The sequence below is a fragment of the Janthinobacterium sp. PAMC25594 genome, from assembly GCF_019443505.1.
In the GTDB taxonomy this organism is placed as follows: Bacteria; Pseudomonadota; Gammaproteobacteria; order Burkholderiales; family Burkholderiaceae_D; genus Janthinobacterium.
In genome coordinates, this window is sequence record NZ_CP080377.1 from 3,657,683 (window position 1) to 3,675,046 (window position 17,364).

The following is a 17,364-nucleotide window of genomic DNA, read 5'->3' on the forward strand; positions in this document are numbered from 1 at the left end:
CCGTGAACGAAGCGCGCGGCAAGGCCGACTGGCTGGCCAGCTACCTGGCGCAGCTGGCCACGCAGCGCAAGCTGTCGCCCCACACCTTGGACGCCTACGGGCGCGACTTGCGCGCCTTGCTGGAACTGAGCGGCAATACGCCGTGGACAGCGCTGGCGCACAACGAAATACGCCGCTACACGGCCAAGCTGCACAGTGGCGGCCTGGACCCGCGCTCGATCGCCCGCAAGCTGTCGTCGTGGCGGGGCTTTTACAACTGGCTCAGCGGCGAAACGGCGCTCGACGCCAACCCCGTCGACGGCATCCGCGCCCCCAAGCGGGCCAAGACCTTGCCCAAAGCCCTGTCGGTGGATGACGCCGTGCGCCTCGTGGCCCCCGCGCAACACCAGCAGGGCGCCGCCGAGCCGGAACAGCTGTGCAACCGCGCCATGTTCGAGCTGCTGTATTCGAGCGGCTTGCGCGTGTCCGAACTGACCAGCCTGGACACCCATTACTGCAAGGCCGAGGGCGGCCGGCCCGCCTCGCTGGGCTGGCTCGACATGGCCAGCTTCGAAGTCATCGTCACGGGCAAGGGCAGCAAGATGCGCAAAGTGCCCGTCGGCAAGGCAGCCCTCGTGGCGCTGGCCAGCTGGCTGGCCGTGCGTCCGCCGGCAAAGGATGGCAGCGCTGCCTTGTTTTTAAGCACGCGCGGCACGCGCATTTCGCCGCGCGTGCTGCAGCTGCGCCTGAAGGCGCACGCGCTGGCCGCCGAGATTCCCGCGAACGTGCACCCGCACGTGCTGCGCCACTCGTTTGCCTCGCACGTGCTGCAATCGTCGGGCGACTTGCGCGCCGTGCAGGAAATGCTGGGCCATTCCAGCATCACCTCGACCCAGGTCTACACGGCCCTCGATTTCCAGCATCTGGCGCACGTGTACGACCAGGCGCACCCGCGCGCCAAGCTCAAGTAGACAGCCGCGCCCGTTGGCCAGCCTGATCCATATCAAGCGGATGCGCGCGCATTTGCAAGCTTTTGCAAAATTCCGGCATAATCGTCCGCATTCTTCCGCTTGCGCGGCGGCACCATCGATTACAGCATAGGCATCTCTCATGGCACTGATTCCAACCACCATCCTCACCGGTTTCCTCGGTGCCGGCAAAACCACCTTGCTCAACCGCATACTGCAGGAAGACCATGGCATGCGCATCGCCGTGATCGAAAACGAGTTTGGCCAGGAAAACATCGACAATGAAATACTGGTGCAGGATAGCAACGAGCACATCATCGAGATGAACAACGGCTGCATCTGCTGCACCGTGCGCGGCGACCTGATCGTGGGCTTGACGGAACTGGCGCGCAAGCGCGACGCCGGCCTGCTGGCGTTCGACCGCGTCGTCATCGAAACGACGGGCCTGGCCAATCCCGGCCCCGTGGCGCAAACCTTCTTTGTCGATGAAGAGGTGGGCAGCCACTACATGCTCGACGCCATCATCACGGTGGTCGATGCCCGCCATGCCATGAAGCAACTCGACGAATACGAGGAAGCCCAGCGACAAGTGGGCTTTGCCGACAAGCTGCTGCTGTCGAAAACCGACCTCGTCAGTGAAGACGACGTGGCCACGCTGACGCGCCGCCTGAAGCGCATCAATCCCCGCGCGCCCATCGCCAAGGTCGATTTCGGCCGCGCGCCGCTGGCCGAAGTGCTCGACATCCGCGGTTTCAACCTGAATGAAAAGCTGGAACTGGACCCGGATTTCCTGGAGACAGAGACGGCGCACGTGCACGATCATGACAAAGCGCACGACCATGCACACGAGCACGATCACGCGCATGAGCACGCACATGAGCACGCACATGAGCACAGCGACGCCTGCGCCACCGATTGCGGCCATGCCGACCACCACCATGCGCAGCACAGCGACGATATCGCCGCCTTTGTTTTCAAGAGCACGCAACCGTTCGACAGCGCCAAGCTCGATGAGTTCCTCGGCGGCCTGGTGCAAGTGTATGGTCCGCGCATGTTGCGCTACAAGGGCGTGCTGCTGATGCAGGGCGCCGAACGCAAGGTCGTCTTCCAGGGCGTGCACCAGCTGATGGGCAGCGACCTGGGCGCCAAATGGGGCGAAAACGAAGTGCGCGGCAGCAAAATGGTGTTTATTGGCAAGAATCTACCAAAAGACATTTTTATTCGCGGACTCGAACAATGTTTGGTATAAACTAGTCGGGTTTTGCAAAATACCCGTTGCAAAGCAGAAACAAAAGGGAAAGTTAAGCACGCTTTCCCGCTGTCCGCCACCCGTCTTGCTGGTATAAATCAACAAGTGGCCGCCTCTGATCGGCTAGGCAACAAATCGGGATGGCAATATAAGGCAAAGCGTGCCAAAATCAGCGACGAAAACGGCCCATGTCGTTCGCCTGTCATGAAATGCTGGCAAACTGCCGCTGGCCGCATGCCAGGCATGCAAGCGATCCACCCAACACGCCCGTTGTCGCGCGCATAGCGCGACTGGCATAGAGCGGTAAAAAGTTATCAACATGGCACCATAGCCTGCCGGTAGTCCTGGCTTTCGCCGGCAAGCCAAGGTCGCACGCAGTACAGCGGGACAGCAATGCCAAGCGGAACCTGTACAGTTGCTCGGTATCGCCGCATCAACTGATCAATTTGAAAACTCTGTCGTATCGAAGGTAAGCGAAGTTATGACCAAAACTAATAAATCGACCCCGGCCGCCAGCCAAGACATCCCTCTCATCAGCGAAGACCAAATTCGCGCCATGAGCGAAGATGACTACATGAATCCGGCACAACTGGCATTCTTCAAGGCGCGCCTGCAGCAGCTCGAAAAAGACTTGCTGAAAAACGCCGGCGAAACCACGGAACACTTGCGTGAAACCGTGCTCGTACCGGACCCTGCCGACCGCGCCACCATCGAGGAAGAGCATGCGCTGGAACTGCGCACGCGCGACCGCGAGCGCAAATTGCTGAAGAAAGTACAGCAATCGATCGCCAGCATCGACGCCGGCGACTATGGCTGGTGCGAAGAAACGGGCGAGCCTATCGGCATCCCGCGCCTGATCGCCCGTCCGACCGCCACCCTGTCGCTGGAAGCCCAGCAACGGCGCGAACTGAAGCAAAAACTGTACGGCGACTGATCGCCCTTCCCCTTGCGCGGTCGCCCCGGCGGCCCCGCGATGGCGAATAAAAAAGCACACAACCCCGGTTGCGTGCTTTTTTTTCGTCCCGCGCCGACTACACTGAAGCAAACACGGCAGTGGCAAGTGCCGCTTGCAATTGCCTTTTCCATCCCCACTTTTGTGCCATGGGCGCGCAACCGCATGACCTTGCACGCATCGGCACGAATCTTTTGAGGTCACTATGGAACAATTTCACGGCACCACCATCCTCTGCTTCCGGCGCGGCAAGCAAGTCGCCCTGGGCGGCGACGGCCAGGTCACGCTCGGCAACATCGTCATGAAGGGCACGGCCCGCAAAGTGCGTAAGTTGTATCAGGGCAAAGTCCTGGTCGGCTTTGCCGGCGGCACCGCCGACGCCTTCACCCTGCTCGACCGTTTTGAGGGCAAACTGGAAAAGCACCAGGGCAATTTGCTGCGCGCCTCCGTCGAACTGGCCAAGGACTGGCGCACCGACCGCGTGCTGCGCCGCCTGGAAGCGATGCTGCTGGTGGCCGACAGCGAGTCGACCCTGGTCATCACGGGCAATGGCGACGTGCTGGAACCGGAAGACGGCATCGGCGCCATCGGCTCGGGCGGCACCTATGCCCAGTCCGCCGCCAAGGCGCTGCAGGAAAATACGGACTTGTCGCCGGCCGAAGTAGTCAAGAAATCGCTGACCATCGCCGCGGAACTCTGTATTTACACGAACATGTCGCACATCATCGAGACCTTGGACTGAGTCCAAGCGCCCGAGCAAAGAATAGAAAGCCAACTATGATCATGAACATGACCCCGGCGGAAATCGTCACCGAACTCGACAAGCACGTGGTGGGCCAGGCCAAGGCCAAGCGCGCCGTCGCCATCGCCCTGCGCAACCGCTGGCGCCGCCAGCAGGTGGCCGAGCCCCTGCGCCATGAAATCACGCCCAAGAACATCCTCATGATCGGCCCCACAGGCGTCGGCAAGACGGAAATCGCGCGCCGCCTGGCCAAGCTGGCCGAAGCGCCGTTCATTAAAATCGAAGCGACCAAGTTCACCGAAGTCGGTTATGTGGGCCGCGACGTCGACACCATCATCCGCGACCTGATCGACATCGGCATCAAGCAGACGCGCGCGCTGGAAATGAAGAAAGTGCGCGCACGCGCCGAAGATGCGGCCGAAGACCGCGTCATCGACATCCTCGTGCCGCCGGCGCGCGACTTCGGCTTCACGCCGAATACGCCAGCGGCCGTGGACAGCGGTAGCGGCGACACCACGCGCCAGACCTTCCGCAAGCGCTTGCGCCAGGGCGAGCTCGATGACAAGGAAATCGAGATCGAGCTGGCCGAAGCGGGTCCGCAGATGGAAATCATGGCGCCGCCGGGCATGGAAGAAATGACGGAGCAGATCAAGTCCATGTTCTCGGGCGTGGGCGGGCAGCGCAAGAAGGCGCGCAAGGTCAAGATCCGCGAAGCGCTCAAATTGCTGGTCGAGGAGGAAGCGGCCAAGCTGGTCAACGAGGATGAACTGAAACAGAAAGCCATCCAGAACGTCGAGCAGAACGGCATCGTCTTCCTCGATGAAATCGACAAGATCGCCTCGCGTTCGGAATCCGGCGGCGCCGACATCTCGCGCGCGGGCGTGCAGCGCGACCTGCTGCCGCTGGTCGAGGGCACGACCGTCAACACCAAGTACGGCATGATCCGCACGGACCACATCCTGTTCATCGCCTCGGGCGCCTTCCACCTGTCGAAACCGTCGGACCTGATCCCGGAACTGCAGGGGCGCTTCCCCATCCGCGTGGAACTGGAATCGCTGTCGATCTCGGACTTCGAGCGCATTCTGACCAGCACCGACGCCTGCCTGACGATGCAGTACGAAGCCTTGCTGGCGACGGAAAACCTGACCTTGAAATTCGCCCCGGAAGGCATCACGCGTTTGGCGGAAATCGCCTATGCAGTCAACGAGCGCACGGAAAACATCGGCGCGCGCCGTCTGCACACGGTGATGGAAAAGCTGCTGGAAGAAGTGTCGTTTACGGCCAGCGAAAACAGCAGCAGCACGGAAAACCTGCTGGTGATCGATGCCGCGTACGTGAATGAACGCCTGGAAGCGCTGTCGGTCAACGAGGACCTGTCGCGCTACGTGCTGTAATCAGGGAGGGGAAAACCGATGGCAAACAAGGCATTGGCGACGCGGCAGAAAATGCAGTTCCGCGTCGAACCCTCGCAAAAACCGCGCAACCCGGTCGCCACGGCCGCTCTGCAGCGCGCCGCTGGGGCGCACGTGAAGACCGTCTCAGGCCAGCGCCAGCAGGAAAAACGCCTGCTGGCGAAACTGCTGCTGAAGGTAGAAACGGACAAATAGGCCGCCCGCGGACGCCCTTTTCATAGGGCGTCCGCCATCAGGCCATCGTCTGCTGAACGTCCCCCTTAGAAGCGGTAGGACGCACCCAGCGAAAACATGTCGACCTTGCTCGTTTGCTTGCTGTTGTACTTGACGGGCACGCGGTCCCAGTCGAGGTGCAGCGACCAGTTCTGGTTCAGCGCATATGCCGTGCCAATGCCGTAGGTCAGGCCTGCCTTGTTCTGCTTGGCCGAACCGCCGCCCAGATAATCGACCTTGCCCTGCGTGTAGGCCACGCCGGCGCGCCCGCTCAGGGTAAAGGCATCGAACTGGTAGCCGAGCACGCCCTGCACGCCGAGGCCGGTGAATTTGCCGCGACCAGCGCGCTTGCCGGCGCCCGTGTCGAAGCCGGACTTGACCTCGCCGCCTGTGTACCCCACCAGTTCAACCGAAGGCAGGGCCACGCCGCCCTGAAACGGCAGCGCGTCGAAACTGTAACCCAGGTAGGCCTTGCCATTGCGCTTGCTGCTTTTGTCGCAATCGCCTTGTCCTGGCAGGCAATCGAGGCCGCTATTGGCGCGAAAGCCGTAGCTGGCGCCCGCATAGACGGGACCCGGTGCAGGATCGGCAGCCGCGGCATGCAGGGGAGCGATGGTGGCCAGCGCCAGCAGCGCTGCGGGGAAACGGAAAGATGGGAACATGGATAACCTCTACAAGTGGATGGATTGCCTGGTTGTAGCGCGCTGCGCGAGCCACAAGCGGGAGTGTCATCTCTTTTGCTAAAAAGTACTATCACCTTGTGCAAAGTGTCATTAAGGGCTACATTCGGTACCGTCACCCGCTACCAAACTTGTAAAAAAGGATATCTCGTGAGTTCACCTGAACTGGTTTTGCGCGTGCTGCGCACCCAATTGCGCGCCGCCGGCATCACGTACAAGGTATTGGCCGAGCGCATCGCCATGAGCGAATCGAGCGTCAAGCGCATGTTTGGCCAGCACGACATGTCGCTGTCGCGCCTGGCCCTGATCTGCAAGGCCTCGGGCATCGCCATGGAAGATGTGCTGCGCGGCGCGGCCGACATCACGCCGCATGCCGACACGCTCACGCTGGTGCAGGAAAAGTCGCTGGTGGCGCATCCGCGCCTGCTGCTGGTGGCGATCTGCTGCCTCGGCCACTGGAGCCTGGAGCAGGTGGTGGAAACGTATGCGCTGACGCAGGCCGAATGCATCGGCTGCCTGGCCGAGCTGGACCGCCTGGGCTTGATCGAACTCAAGCCGCTGAACCGCTACAGCCTGCGCGTCTCGAACGCCTTCCACTGGCTGGCCGACGGCCCGGTGCAGCAGTACTTCCGCGAACACGTGGTGGCCGATTATTTCAGCGGCCACTTTGACGGCGCCGGCGAAACGCTGATGTGCATCCCGGCGCGCCTGTCGCTGTCGAGCGCGCAGGAACTGGTGCAAAAGATCCGCCAGCTGGCCGAGGAACTGGCGCGCCTGCACCAGAACGACCGCCGCCTCGCGCCCGCCGAGCGCGATGGCTTTACCCTGCTGCTGGGATTTCGCTCATGGGAATTTGCCGCCTTCACGGCCCTGCGCCGCAGCGCGGCGGCGGCCAGCTACCAAACGGGTCCCAGGAACAGATAGAAGGTGCTCTCGCCACCCTTCGAGGCGCCCGAGGCCACGTACACGGGGCCGAAACGCGTATCGACGGAGATGAAGGCGCTGCTGGCCTGCGTGAACTTGCTGGCTTTCCAGCGCTCGTTCTGGTCAAAGCCGCCGCCCATTTCCAGCGAAAAGCCGGCCCGCACGGCGCCGCCCAGGGTACTGGGCAGGGAACCGATGCGGCGCGCCATCACCACGCGCGCCAGGGCGATGCTGCGCCCGCTCACCGATTGAAAATCCGTGCCGGACAGGCGCAGGAAGCCGCCCAGGCTGAGCGGCGCCTCGCCGCGCTGCGCGCGCGCCCATTCGCCATACACGTGGCCGGCCCAGTTGCCGTAACCGAAAGCCTTCAATGCCGTCAGCGAAGAGCGGCCCAGCGGCGCTTCGCCCGAACCCGTGGTCGAGGCGCGCGTCCAGGTAGCGTCGAGCAGCGCGCCGCGCGTGGGGAAACCCGGCGAATCGAGCGTATCGACGCGGAACTGGACAAACTGGGTGGTGCCCAGCCCACGCGACTCGGGCTGCGTGGGATCGGCTGGTATCGCCAGCTTGCCCTTGATCTCCGTGCGCGTGACACCGAACTGCAAATCGCCCCAGGTACCGAACTCGCGTCCCAGCACCAGCGCCGCCGTCTGGCCGTTATACGTCACGCGCGCGCTGCGTCGGCCCTTGTCGAAGACATCCATCGCCGACGAGGTGTACTGCAGCTGCGGCGCGATATACCACGGGTTGCCTGCGCCCAGCGGCTGCCAGAACTGCACGCCATAGCCGCGCGCATTGCCGATCTGCGCCGTGCTGCGCAACTCGCCGCCCCAGCTGTTCAGGTTCGAATGCACATGCAGCAGCTTCAGGGCGAAGCTGTTGCTGTCTCTGAAATCGCTGGACAGCTCCAGGCCCACGCGCAGGCGGTTGCTGGCCCATGGCGCTTCGACCGCCTTGATGGTGACCGTGCGCTGCTCGCCGGCATCGACCACGTCCGTCTCCACGCGCGCCACGTCGCCGCGGCCATACAGCTTGGCCGCCGCCTTGAGCACATCTTCCTGGCTGACGGCCTGCCCTTCCACCAGGCCCGATTGCGCCTGCAGGATGCGCGGATTGATGTCGCCTTCGCTCTCCACGGCCAGGCGCGTGAGCGGCAGGGCCACGTCCAGCAAGGCCGGCGCCGCCAGGCGCAGCTGCTCGCGCGCCGCATACTGTTCCGGCGGCAGGGCCAGCGGCGCCAGGCGGGCGGCCAGCGCCTGCGCCGCCTGTTCGCCGGCGCGCATGGCGCGCGCATAGTTTTCGAAGTCGAGGAAACTGACACCCGTCAGATCCGGCGCCACCAGGATATCCTGCGCACGCAATTCCTTGAGCGAGCGCTGGACGTTCTGCTCCGTGAGGATCTGCAGCATCTGCTGCGCCACGCCGATGGCGCTGCCCAGCTCTTTTTCCGGCGCCAGCGGCGTGCCCACGTTGACGGCGATGATGATGTCGGCGCCCATGGCGCGCGCCATGTCGACGGGCAGGTTGCGCACCAGCCCCCCGTCCACGACCAGGCGGTTATTCACGCGCACGGGGGCAAACACGCCAGGCACGGCCAGCGAAGCGCGCATCGACAGGAACAGCGGCGTGTCGACCAGTTCCACCAGCTCGCCATTGACCAGGTCGGACGCCACCGAGCGGAAGGGCAGCGGCAGCTGGCTGGCGGGGCGGTCGCGCATGCCGGCCGGCAACAGCCGGTTCAGCGCCATTTCCAGCGCCGCATTGCTGGCCGCGGCCGGCGGCGTGGAAATGCCGTTGCGGCTGATGCCAAACTCGATGCGCGACGGCAGCAATAAATCTTCCTCGCGGCGGCGGAACGCCAGTTCGTCGCGCGGCGGCCGGTCGGCCACCACGCGTGCCCAATTGGTCTCGCGCGCCATCTTTTCCAGGTCCGCCACGGAAGCGCCGGCCGCATACGCGCCGCCCACCACGCCACCCATGCTGGTGCCGACCACCATGTCGATCGGCACATGCAGTTCCTGCAGCACTTTCAATACACCGATATGCGCGAAACCGCGCGCGCCGCCGCCCGACAGCACCAGCGCGATGCGCGGGCGCGCGGGCGCTGGAACGGTCACGCTGGAAACAGGGGAAGGCGTGGCAACGGGGACGTCGGCTGCGGCGCCGGCTTGCGGCAAGGCGCACAGCGCCGCCACGCAGCCCGCCAGGACGGCACGGATCGAGAACATGAAGACTCCTGTGGCGATGGCGGGACGGCGCCATCGGCAAAATACGATAAAAACAGCGTTAGTTTGACGGCGGCGGCACGCTGCTGCTCACTTGCGGCGCCGGCATCATGGTCGCCGGCCGCTGCTGCTCCATCGGCAGCGGCGGCGGCACCAGGTTCGAGACCGGCGCAGGGCTGGCAGACACTTGCGCCGGCAAGGCCAGCGCCTTGTCGTCGGCCACCAGGTCGATGCGCTTGCTCACGCCGCCATCGCGCAGCAGCACATGGCGCGCATGCACTTCCAGCACCGTCACGCCGGGCGCCACCTCGGCGCCCTCGGGCAGGGCCACGGACGGCTTGCCGTCGGTGGCGATGATGGCCACGCTGCCACGGCCATTGCCGGCGGCGACCACGCCCTTGAGCTGGTAATTGCTGGCCGTGGCCACGCTGACCTGGCCGCCGAACAGCGAAGCGCCCGCCTCCACGCTGGCATCCTGCACCACCGGCACGGCGGGTGGATTGATGGGGCGTTGCGGCGCCTTGAACAGCTGCATGGCCCAGTAGGCCAGCGACACGGACAACGCCACGACGGCGAGCAAACTTGTAAATTGAGGCAAACGCTTCATGGCTTCCTTGAGTTTCTTATCTGACGAGCTGATTGATTTCGATAATCGGCATCAGCACGGCCAGCACGATCAGCAGCACCACCACGCCCATGGCCAGGATCAGGGCCGGTTCCAGCAAGCCCGCGATGGTCAGCGTGCGGCGTTCCAGGTCCTGCTCCTGCGCGCTGGCGGCGCGTTCCAGCATGGCCGGCAGCTCGCCCGTGATTTCGCCCGCGCGTATCATGTGGATCAGCATGGGCGGAAAATGCTTTTGCGCCGACAGCGCGCGCGCCAGGCTGACACCCTCGCGCACGGCGCCGCTGGCTTCTTCCACCAGTTCCTGCATCGCCACATTGGTCAAGGTATCGCGGCTGGTGTCGAGCGCGCGCAGGATCGGCACGCCGGAGCCCGTGGTGATGGCCAGGGTGCTGGCGAAACGCGCCGTATTCAGGCTGCGCTCGAACCTGCCGTACAAAGGCGCCGTCAGCAGCCAGGTATGCCAGCGCCGCTTCAGGGCCGGCTGCTGCAGCGCGCGGCGCCAGGCGAACCAGGCGCCAATCAGGACGATGCCCACCACGATGCCATAGTGGCGCACGAAGTCCGACAGCGCCAGCATGATCACCGTCAGCAGCGGCAGCTTCTGCTTGGTATTGGCGAACACGGAAACGATCTGCGGCACCACGTAGGTGAGCAGGAAGATGACGATGGAAAACGCCACCACCGTGACGATGGCCGGATATGTAAACGCCAGCTTGACCTTCTGCACCAGCGCGTTGCGCCGCTCGATGTAGTCGGCCAGGCGCGACAGCACGCGCGACAAATGGCCGATCTGCTCGCCCGAGGCCACCAGTGCCCGGTAGATTTCGGCGAAATCGCGCGGATGGCGTGCCAGCACGTCGGAAAACGCGGCGCCGCCAATCACTTCCGAACGGATCGAGGCGATCAGGTCGCGCAGATACGGCCGCTCGGCCTGTTCCAGCAATGCGGAAAACGCCTGCTCCAGCGGCAGGCCCGCTTCGAGCAAACTGGCCAGCTGGCGCGTAAACAGGGCCAGCTCTGTGCTGGACAGGCGCTCACCAAAGCCGCGCCGCTTGGTCACGCCGGCGGCATCGACCTGCGCGGTGATCGGTTCGACGGCCAGCGGCACCAGGCCTTGCACGCGCAGCTCGGCGCGCGCGGAACGGGGACTGTCGGCATTGAGCACGCCCTTGCGGGTGGCGCCCTGGGCGTCGACGGCTTCATAACGGAATGCGGGCATGGTGGCGGGCCTAGTCTTTGGTCACGCGCAGCAACTCGGCCTGCGTGGTGGTGCCGTCGCGCAGCCAGCGTTCGCCGTCGTCGCGCATGCTCGTCATGCCGTCCTGCAGGGCGACGGTGCGCACTTCCGCTTCCGAGGCGCGGTTGTGGATCTGCGCGCGGATCTGCTCCGTCGTGCGCAGCAGTTCATAGACACCCACGCGGCCCTGGTAGCCCGTCTGGCCGCACTGCTCGCAGCCGACCGCCTGCCAGTACTGGCCATCGAAGGTCTTGCAGGAACCGCACAATTTGCGCACCAGGCGCTGCGCCAGCACGCCAAGCAAGGACGATGACAGCAGGAAGGGCTCGATGCCCATGTCGAGCAGGCGCGTGACGGCCGCCGACGCGTCATTCGTGTGCAGGGTCGCCAGCACCAGATGGCCCGTCAAGGATGCCTGCACGGCGATCTGCGCCGTTTCCAGGTCGCGGATCTCGCCGATCATGATGACATCGGGATCCTGCCGCAAAATCGCCCGCAGCGCCTTGGCAAACGTCATGTCGATGCGCGGATTGACCTGCGTCTGGCCCACGCCGGCCAGGTCGTACTCGATCGGGTCTTCCACCGTCAGGATGTTCGTGGTGGTGGCGTTGAGCATCGACAGCGCCGCGTACAGGGTCGTCGTCTTGCCCGAGCCGGTGGGGCCCGTGACGAGCACGATGCCGTGCGGCTGCGTGATCAGGCCATCGAATTGCTTCAGCATGGGCGCGCTCATGCCCAGGTGCTGCAGGTCGAGGCGGCCCGCTTCCTTGTCCAGCAAGCGCAACACGGCCCGTTCGCCATGCCCGGTGGGCAGGGTCGAAACGCGCACGTCGACGGGCTTGCCGCCCACGCGCAGGGTGATGCGGCCGTCCTGCGGCAAGCGTTTTTCGGCGATGTCGAGCTGCGCCATGATCTTGATGCGTGAAATCAGCGAGCCGTGGATGGCCTTGCGGGGGCGCACCACGTCGCGCAGGCTGCCGTCGATGCGAAAGCGCACGACGGAGGTCTGCTCGAACGGCTCGATATGGATGTCGGACGCGCCTTCGCGCAGCGCCTGCGTGAGCAAGGCGTTGATCATGCGGATGACGGGCGCGTCGTCGGACGATTCGAGCAAGTCCTCGATGGCCGGCACGTCCTGCAGCAGCTTGGTCAAATCCAGGTCGGCATCGAATTCATCGGCCATCTGCGAGGCGTCGCCGCCGCCGCCCGCGTAGGCACTGGCAATGGCCGCATCGAGTTCGCCGCGCGGCAGCACCATCAATTGAATCCGGCCGAAACGGCGCGACACTTCGGCAATCGCCGCCGGCGCCGTCGATGCGGCCACCAGCACTTCGACGGGGGCGCCGTCGACGGCACCGGGCCGGGCCAGCAAGCCGAAATCGCGCGCGTAGGCGTAGGGAAGCAGATTACTCATGGCTATCCCATCACTTCTGCGGCTGCGTGGCCGCGTTGGCCGGCGCGCCTGGCGGCGGCGTCGGCGCCGGCGGCACGGGGCGCGTCACCATGTTGCCGCCCACCGGCTGGCCATCCTGCAGCGCCGGCAAGACGGGCGTGCCCAGGTCTTTCAGCATCAGGTTGCCCGTGGCCGGCACGGCGGCCGTCTCGGCCGAGCGCATGTAGTCGTAGCGGTCGGCCGCCAGGCTGCCGCTCTGCTCCTTGTTGCGCACGATGACGGGACGCAGGAAGATCATCAGGTTGGTTTTCTTGCGCTCGCGCGTCTGGTACTTGAACAGGTTGCCGATCAGGGGAATGTCGCCCAGGCCGCGCACTTTCTCCGCGTTGTCGCCCGTGGTGTCCTCGATCAGGCCGCCGAGCACGATGATCTGGCCATCGTCGGCCAGTACATTGTTTTCGATCACGCGGTTGTTGATGGTGATGCCGCTGACGGCCGACGCGGTGGATTTGTCCACGCTCGACGTCTCGTGATAGATGCCCAGCTTGATGGTGCCGCCCTCGGAAATCTGCGGGCGCACCTTCAGGGTCAGGCCCACTTCCTTGCGGTCGATGGTCTGGAACGGGTTCGTATTGGTGCCGGCCGTGCTGGTGTACTGGCCCGTCAGGATAGGCACGTTCTGGCCCACCTTGATGGTCGCCAGTTCATTGTCCAGCGTGATCAGGTTCGGCGTCGACAGGATATTCGCGTTGCCGTCCGATTCCAGCGCATGCGCCACGGCGCCCAGGCCCAGCGCGCCGTTGATCTGCTTGAAGATGCCCAGGGTCAGGCCGCCCGTCGGCAATACCTTGCCGCCGCCCGTGGCGATGGCGCCGATGTTGTTGGTGGTGCCGCCGGCGAACGACTGCAAGGCCCCCACGCGGTAGTTGCTGGTGCTGTCGCCCGACAAACCCAGCCACTGCACGCCGAATTCGGACGCCTTGGCCGACGTCACTTCGACGATCAGCGCCTCGATGTAGACCTGGGCGCGGCGCACGTCGAGCTGGTCGATCACGGCGCGCAAGTTGCGGTAGACGGCTTCGTTGCAGGTCAAAATCAGCGTATTCGTCGATGCATCGGCCTGGATGAAACCGGCCGCGCCGCCGGACGACAGCTGCTGCGGCGCGTTGTTCAGCGAAGCGCCGCCCGTGCTGCCGCTTTGCGTATTGCCGCCCAGGCCAGTGCTGTTCATGCCGCTGTTGTTCTGGTTGATCTGGTTGTTCGTATTCTGGTTGCCGACGCCCTGCTGCGCCGTGGCGGCCGTGCCGTCCGACGTCACCACCGAGCGCAAGGTCTGCGCCAGCTTGGTGGCGTCCGCATTTTTGAGGTACACCACGTGCACATTGCCCAGCTGCGTGGTGGGCTGGTCCAGTTTCGAGATCAGCGACTTGGCCAGGTTGGCGCGCGCCGCCGACGGTGCGCGCAGCACCAGCGAATTGGTGCGCGGGTCGGCCAGCACGGAGACCTTGCCAGCGTCGGCCCCTGCGGCGGCGCCCGCATTCCCGCCTTCCATCAATTTGTTGACCATCGAGGCCAGGTCGGAGGCGATGGCATAGCGCACGGGGATCACGTCCAGGTCCGTCGAGGCGGGTACGTCGAGCGCGGCGATGATCTTCGCCAGGCGCTTGAGGTTATCCGCGTAATCGGTGATCACCAGCGAGTTGTTGCCCGGGTTGGCGTTGATCGTGTTGTTCGGCGAAATCAGGGGCCGCAGCACGGCCAGCAGGTTGGCCGACGATTCATAGTTCAGGTAAAACACCTGGGTGGCGATCTGGTCGCCCTTCACCTGGCTGGCGCCGTTGCCCACCTGGGTCGGCACGGATTGCAGCTTGGCGTCCGCTTCCGGCACCACTTTCGCGTAGCCGTCGCCGGAGACCACCGCATAGCCCTGCAGGCGCAGCGCGGAGGCCAGCAGCCCGAACGCTTGCGTCTTGCTGATCGACTTTTCCGACACCAGCGTGATCGTGCCCTTGACGCGCGGGTCGATGACGAAATTGATGTTGGTGTAATGGCCCACGGCCTTGATCACCGACTCGATGTCGGCGCCGACGAAATTGAGCGCCGCCTCATCGCCGGGCGCGGCCCAGACGGGCGCCGGCATGCCGGCCACGGAACAGCACAGCAAGGCGGCGGCCGACAGGCGGCGCAGCGAGAAGGTGGAGGTATGGGTGCTCACGGATGGTTTTTTCATTGTCTGAACTCTAAGGCGATGATGTTTTTTTCGCTATTGCTACGGCGCTGTCCCAGCAAATTCAACAAACTCGCCAAGGTCTCTTCATATCCTGCTGCGGCCTGGGCCTGGCCGGAAAACTGCATGCGCCCCTGTTGCAGGCTGCCGCTGCCGTCGAGCAGCAGCGGTCCTTTGATGGAGCGCAAGGTCAACGTCGCCTGCTGCCCCTGCCAATCGAAATCGAGCTCGTAACTGCCCAGCGGGCGCAGGGACGACAGGCGCGACGCCATGTCCGTCATCTGCAAGGTCGTGCGGCCGACGGCGGAAAACTGCCGCTGCTCCAAGGCCAGCTGCAGGGTGCTCCACGACAGGCGCATGCTGCCCGTCGGCGCCACGGTATTGAGCGGCGCGCCGAGGCCGCCCAGGCCATCGGCCGGCAGCAGCAGGGCCGCCGGGCTGACTTGCCAGTGCGACCACGAGCCGCGCAGGTTCACCGGCTGCGACAGCGCCTGCGGGTTTTGCAGTTCCACGTCCGCCGATCCCCACAGCACCGAGGGCGAAATGCGCCAGCTGAAACGCCCCGGCAGCAGCGGCGTCACGGCGCCGTTCGCGCTGGCCGCCCCGCCGATAAAGGCCGAGCCGCGCCACAGGGTACCTTGCGCGTCGCCCAAGGTCAAACGTCCGCCCGTCTGCTTTTCCACGATGCCGGCGACCCAACCGGCCGGGAAAAACACCAGCAGGGTGACGCAGACGCTGACGATGATGGCCAGCAGCCAGCCAAGCAAGCGCCTCATCGCGTCGCGCCCGGGCTCTGGTGCAGGGTCAGGCTGGCATCGACCAGCCCCGCCTTGCCCTGCGCCGTGATCTTCGCGTCCTGCACCGCCACGCGGCCTTCGCGGCGCAAGCCGTCCAGCCACAGCATGACGCTGGCAAACGGCACGCCGTTCAACTGCACGCGCGCGTACTCTCCCGTCAGCGACAGCGATTGCGGCGCCAGGCCGCGCGCTTTCAGCGAAGAGTCTATGCTGTCACGGCTCATGGGTGCGACCTGCACGGGTGCCTGGCGCGCCAGTTCGCCCGCTTCACGCGCCAGCGCCTGCAGCTGGGCCGCGTTCTGGCGCAGCTCGGGCAAGCTCTTTTGCAAGGCGATGCGGCCCGTCCACGCCGGCTCGAAGAACACCGCGTAGACGAGGGCCAGCCCCGCCACCACGCCGCCGATGGTCAAGAGCTTGCGCTCCTGCGGCGTGCGCTCGGCCCAGAACGTTTGCAGGTTCTGCTGCTGCCCCGTCAGGGCGGCGCGGATCTTGTTCACTGCCGTACTCATGTTTTTGCTCCCGTGGCCGGCGTGATCTTCCACACGCCCGGCGCCGTTTCATTCAAGGCCAGCTTGCGCGCGGCCAGGCCGTCGCGCACCTGCGCCTGGGCGCTGGCGTCGACCATATCCGGTTTCAGCGTGACGATCAGGCTGCGCTCGCGGTATTCCAGCGAGGCCACCACGCCGCGTCCGGCCAGCCCGCCCAAGGCCTCGCCCAGCGCCGCGCTCATGCTGGTGAAATCATCCATGCTGGCCTGCCCGCTTTGCAGGCGCGCGGCAGCGATATTGCGCCGCATCTGCTCCGCTTCCAGCCCATACACGGGCGCTTCATTCGGATACGCGGCCTTGAAGGTTTGCTGCATCGAGGTGCGCACGGTGGCGGCCTCGCGCTTCAGGCGCATCCATTCGATATTCATGCCGGCCAGGTTGACGATCACGGCCAGCAGCGCCAGGCGCAGCGGCCAGCGCCAGCGGCGCCACTCGGTGGCCGATCCCGTGGCCGTGCCCAGCGCGGGCGCCAGGTCCAGTCCCGCATTTTTGGCACCGGCGATCCAGTGCGCCCAATGGTCGGGTTCCAGCGTCACGCCCTCCATGCCGGCGGCCAGTTGCTGATATTGCGCCAGCTCGGCCGGCGCCACGTAGACCGTCAGCGGCACGTCGCCGGCAAACGCGCGCGTCGTCAGCAGCGCCTGCTGCGGCTGGGCCGGCAAGACCAGGCCCAGCCCCTCCTGCGGCGCCTGGCGCAAGGCCAGTTCCAGGCCATCGCCGCTGGCCTGCAAGGATGCCGTCACGCTGCCTGGCTGCAAGGGCAGGCACAGCTGCGATGGCAGCAGCACCACCTTGCGCGCGCCCTGCGCCAGCAACGCTTGCACGAGTACCCCTGCCCAGGCGCGCTGCGCCACGGCGACCGTGCGCATGCCGGCAGCGTCGGGCGCACCGGCGGCCAGCAGGCAATCCTGCGTGTCACCGAGGATGTGTTCTTCCACCAGGCCCGGCAAGGCCGCGCGCAAACGGGCGCCGGCCAGCGGCGGGGTTTTCAGGCGCAGCAGGGTCACGTCGGCCGCCGCCAGCAGCAAGACCACTTGCTTGGCGCCGGCAATCAGCTGCCCCAGGCTGCCCAGCGGCGCGCTGCCCTGCTGCAGCATGGCGCCGCCGTCGCCGGCCAGAACGAAGGAGCAGGCTGGCGCGCTGTCGATGGACGCCCTGGCCGGGTGACGGATATACAATATTGTCAAAGTGACTCG

The 17,364-nt window shown here is 65.2% G+C and carries 16 protein-coding genes; 7 read left to right on the top strand and 9 right to left on the bottom strand.

Going from position 1 to position 17,364, the window contains the following annotated elements; genetic code table 11:
- The first annotated feature begins 2 nt into the window (after window positions 1-2).
- From KY494_RS16395 to KY494_RS16420, 6 genes are all read left to right on the top strand, one after another.
- Window positions 3-950: a tyrosine recombinase XerC gene (locus tag KY494_RS16395; RefSeq protein ID WP_219887528.1), complete on the top strand. Its 948-nt coding sequence runs from the start codon at window positions 3-5 to the stop codon at window positions 948-950.
- 139 nt (window positions 951-1,089) lie between these two features.
- Complete coding sequence (locus KY494_RS16400; RefSeq protein ID WP_219887529.1) at window positions 1,090-2,196, top strand: GTP-binding protein; 1,107 nt, start codon at window positions 1,090-1,092, stop codon at window positions 2,194-2,196.
- A 481-nt stretch (window positions 2,197-2,677) separates the two neighbouring features.
- Window positions 2,678-3,130 (top strand): RNA polymerase-binding protein DksA, encoded by a 453-nt coding sequence (gene dksA, locus KY494_RS16405; protein WP_071079830.1) that lies wholly within the window; start codon window positions 2,678-2,680, stop codon window positions 3,128-3,130.
- Between the two features lie 223 nt (window positions 3,131-3,353).
- Window positions 3,354-3,890: an ATP-dependent protease subunit HslV gene (gene hslV / locus KY494_RS16410; RefSeq protein WP_219887530.1), complete on the top strand. Its 537-nt coding sequence runs from the start codon at window positions 3,354-3,356 to the stop codon at window positions 3,888-3,890.
- Between the two features lie 41 nt (window positions 3,891-3,931).
- The gene (gene hslU / locus KY494_RS16415) at window positions 3,932-5,284 is read left to right on the top strand and encodes an ATP-dependent protease ATPase subunit HslU (RefSeq protein ID WP_308836387.1); all 1,353 of its coding nucleotides are present in this window, start codon (window positions 3,932-3,934) and stop codon (window positions 5,282-5,284) included.
- A gap of 18 nt (window positions 5,285-5,302) precedes the next feature.
- Window positions 5,303-5,497 carry a hypothetical protein gene (locus tag KY494_RS16420; RefSeq protein WP_034753063.1) on the top strand — a complete coding sequence of 65 codons (195 nt, stop codon included), beginning with the start codon at window positions 5,303-5,305 and terminating at the stop codon, window positions 5,495-5,497.
- 65 nt (window positions 5,498-5,562) lie between these two features.
- Here the strand turns inward: KY494_RS16420 and KY494_RS16425 are convergent, their stop codons facing one another.
- The gene (locus KY494_RS16425) at window positions 5,563-6,177 is read right to left on the bottom strand and encodes an outer membrane protein (protein ID WP_219133953.1); all 615 of its coding nucleotides are present in this window, start codon (window positions 6,175-6,177) and stop codon (window positions 5,563-5,565) included.
- A gap of 168 nt (window positions 6,178-6,345) precedes the next feature.
- Between KY494_RS16425 and KY494_RS16430 the strand changes: the two genes are divergently transcribed.
- A complete protein-coding gene (locus KY494_RS16430; RefSeq protein WP_258194274.1) occupies window positions 6,346-7,119 on the top strand; it encodes a helix-turn-helix transcriptional regulator in 774 nt (257 codons plus the stop codon).
- Here KY494_RS16430 and KY494_RS16435 read toward each other — a convergent pair.
- From KY494_RS16435 to gspL, 8 genes are read right to left on the bottom strand one after another with little or no spacing between them, the layout of a single operon-like run.
- Window positions 7,092-9,344, bottom strand: coding sequence for a patatin-like phospholipase family protein (locus tag KY494_RS16435; RefSeq protein WP_219133954.1), 2,253 nt, complete (start codon window positions 9,342-9,344; stop codon window positions 7,092-7,094). The two genes, KY494_RS16430 and KY494_RS16435, sit on opposite strands and share 28 nt — an antisense overlap.
- A 58-nt stretch (window positions 9,345-9,402) precedes the next feature.
- Window positions 9,403-9,948 (bottom strand): type II secretion system protein N, encoded by a 546-nt coding sequence (locus KY494_RS16440; RefSeq protein ID WP_219133955.1) that lies wholly within the window; start codon window positions 9,946-9,948, stop codon window positions 9,403-9,405.
- A 16-nt stretch (window positions 9,949-9,964) separates the two neighbouring features.
- Window positions 9,965-11,185 (bottom strand): type II secretion system inner membrane protein GspF, encoded by a 1,221-nt coding sequence (gspF, locus tag KY494_RS16445; protein WP_219887532.1) that lies wholly within the window; start codon window positions 11,183-11,185, stop codon window positions 9,965-9,967.
- Window positions 11,186-11,195: 10 nt separating this feature from the next.
- Entirely contained in the window at window positions 11,196-12,617 is a 1,422-nt protein-coding gene (gene gspE / locus KY494_RS16450; RefSeq protein WP_219887533.1) for a type II secretion system ATPase GspE, read from the bottom strand.
- 10 nt (window positions 12,618-12,627) lie between these two features.
- On the bottom strand, window positions 12,628-14,826 hold the full coding sequence (gene gspD / locus KY494_RS16455) for a type II secretion system secretin GspD (protein ID WP_219133958.1): 2,199 nt from the start codon (window positions 14,824-14,826) through the stop codon (window positions 12,628-12,630).
- Window positions 14,823-15,599, bottom strand: a complete 777-nt coding sequence (locus KY494_RS16460; protein ID WP_099760994.1) for a type II secretion system protein N — start codon at window positions 15,597-15,599, stop codon at window positions 14,823-14,825. Before KY494_RS16460 ends, gspD begins: the two co-directional genes overlap by 4 nt.
- Window positions 15,596-16,129 carry a type II secretion system protein GspM gene (gene gspM / locus KY494_RS16465; protein WP_219887534.1) on the bottom strand — a complete coding sequence of 178 codons (534 nt, stop codon included), beginning with the start codon at window positions 16,127-16,129 and terminating at the stop codon, window positions 15,596-15,598. Before gspM ends, KY494_RS16460 begins: the two co-directional genes overlap by 4 nt.
- A complete protein-coding gene (gspL, locus tag KY494_RS16470; protein ID WP_219887535.1) occupies window positions 16,126-17,355 on the bottom strand; it encodes a type II secretion system protein GspL in 1,230 nt (409 codons plus the stop codon). The genes gspM and gspL overlap by 4 nt, the downstream gene beginning before the upstream one ends.
- Window positions 17,356-17,364 lie beyond the last annotated feature (9 nt).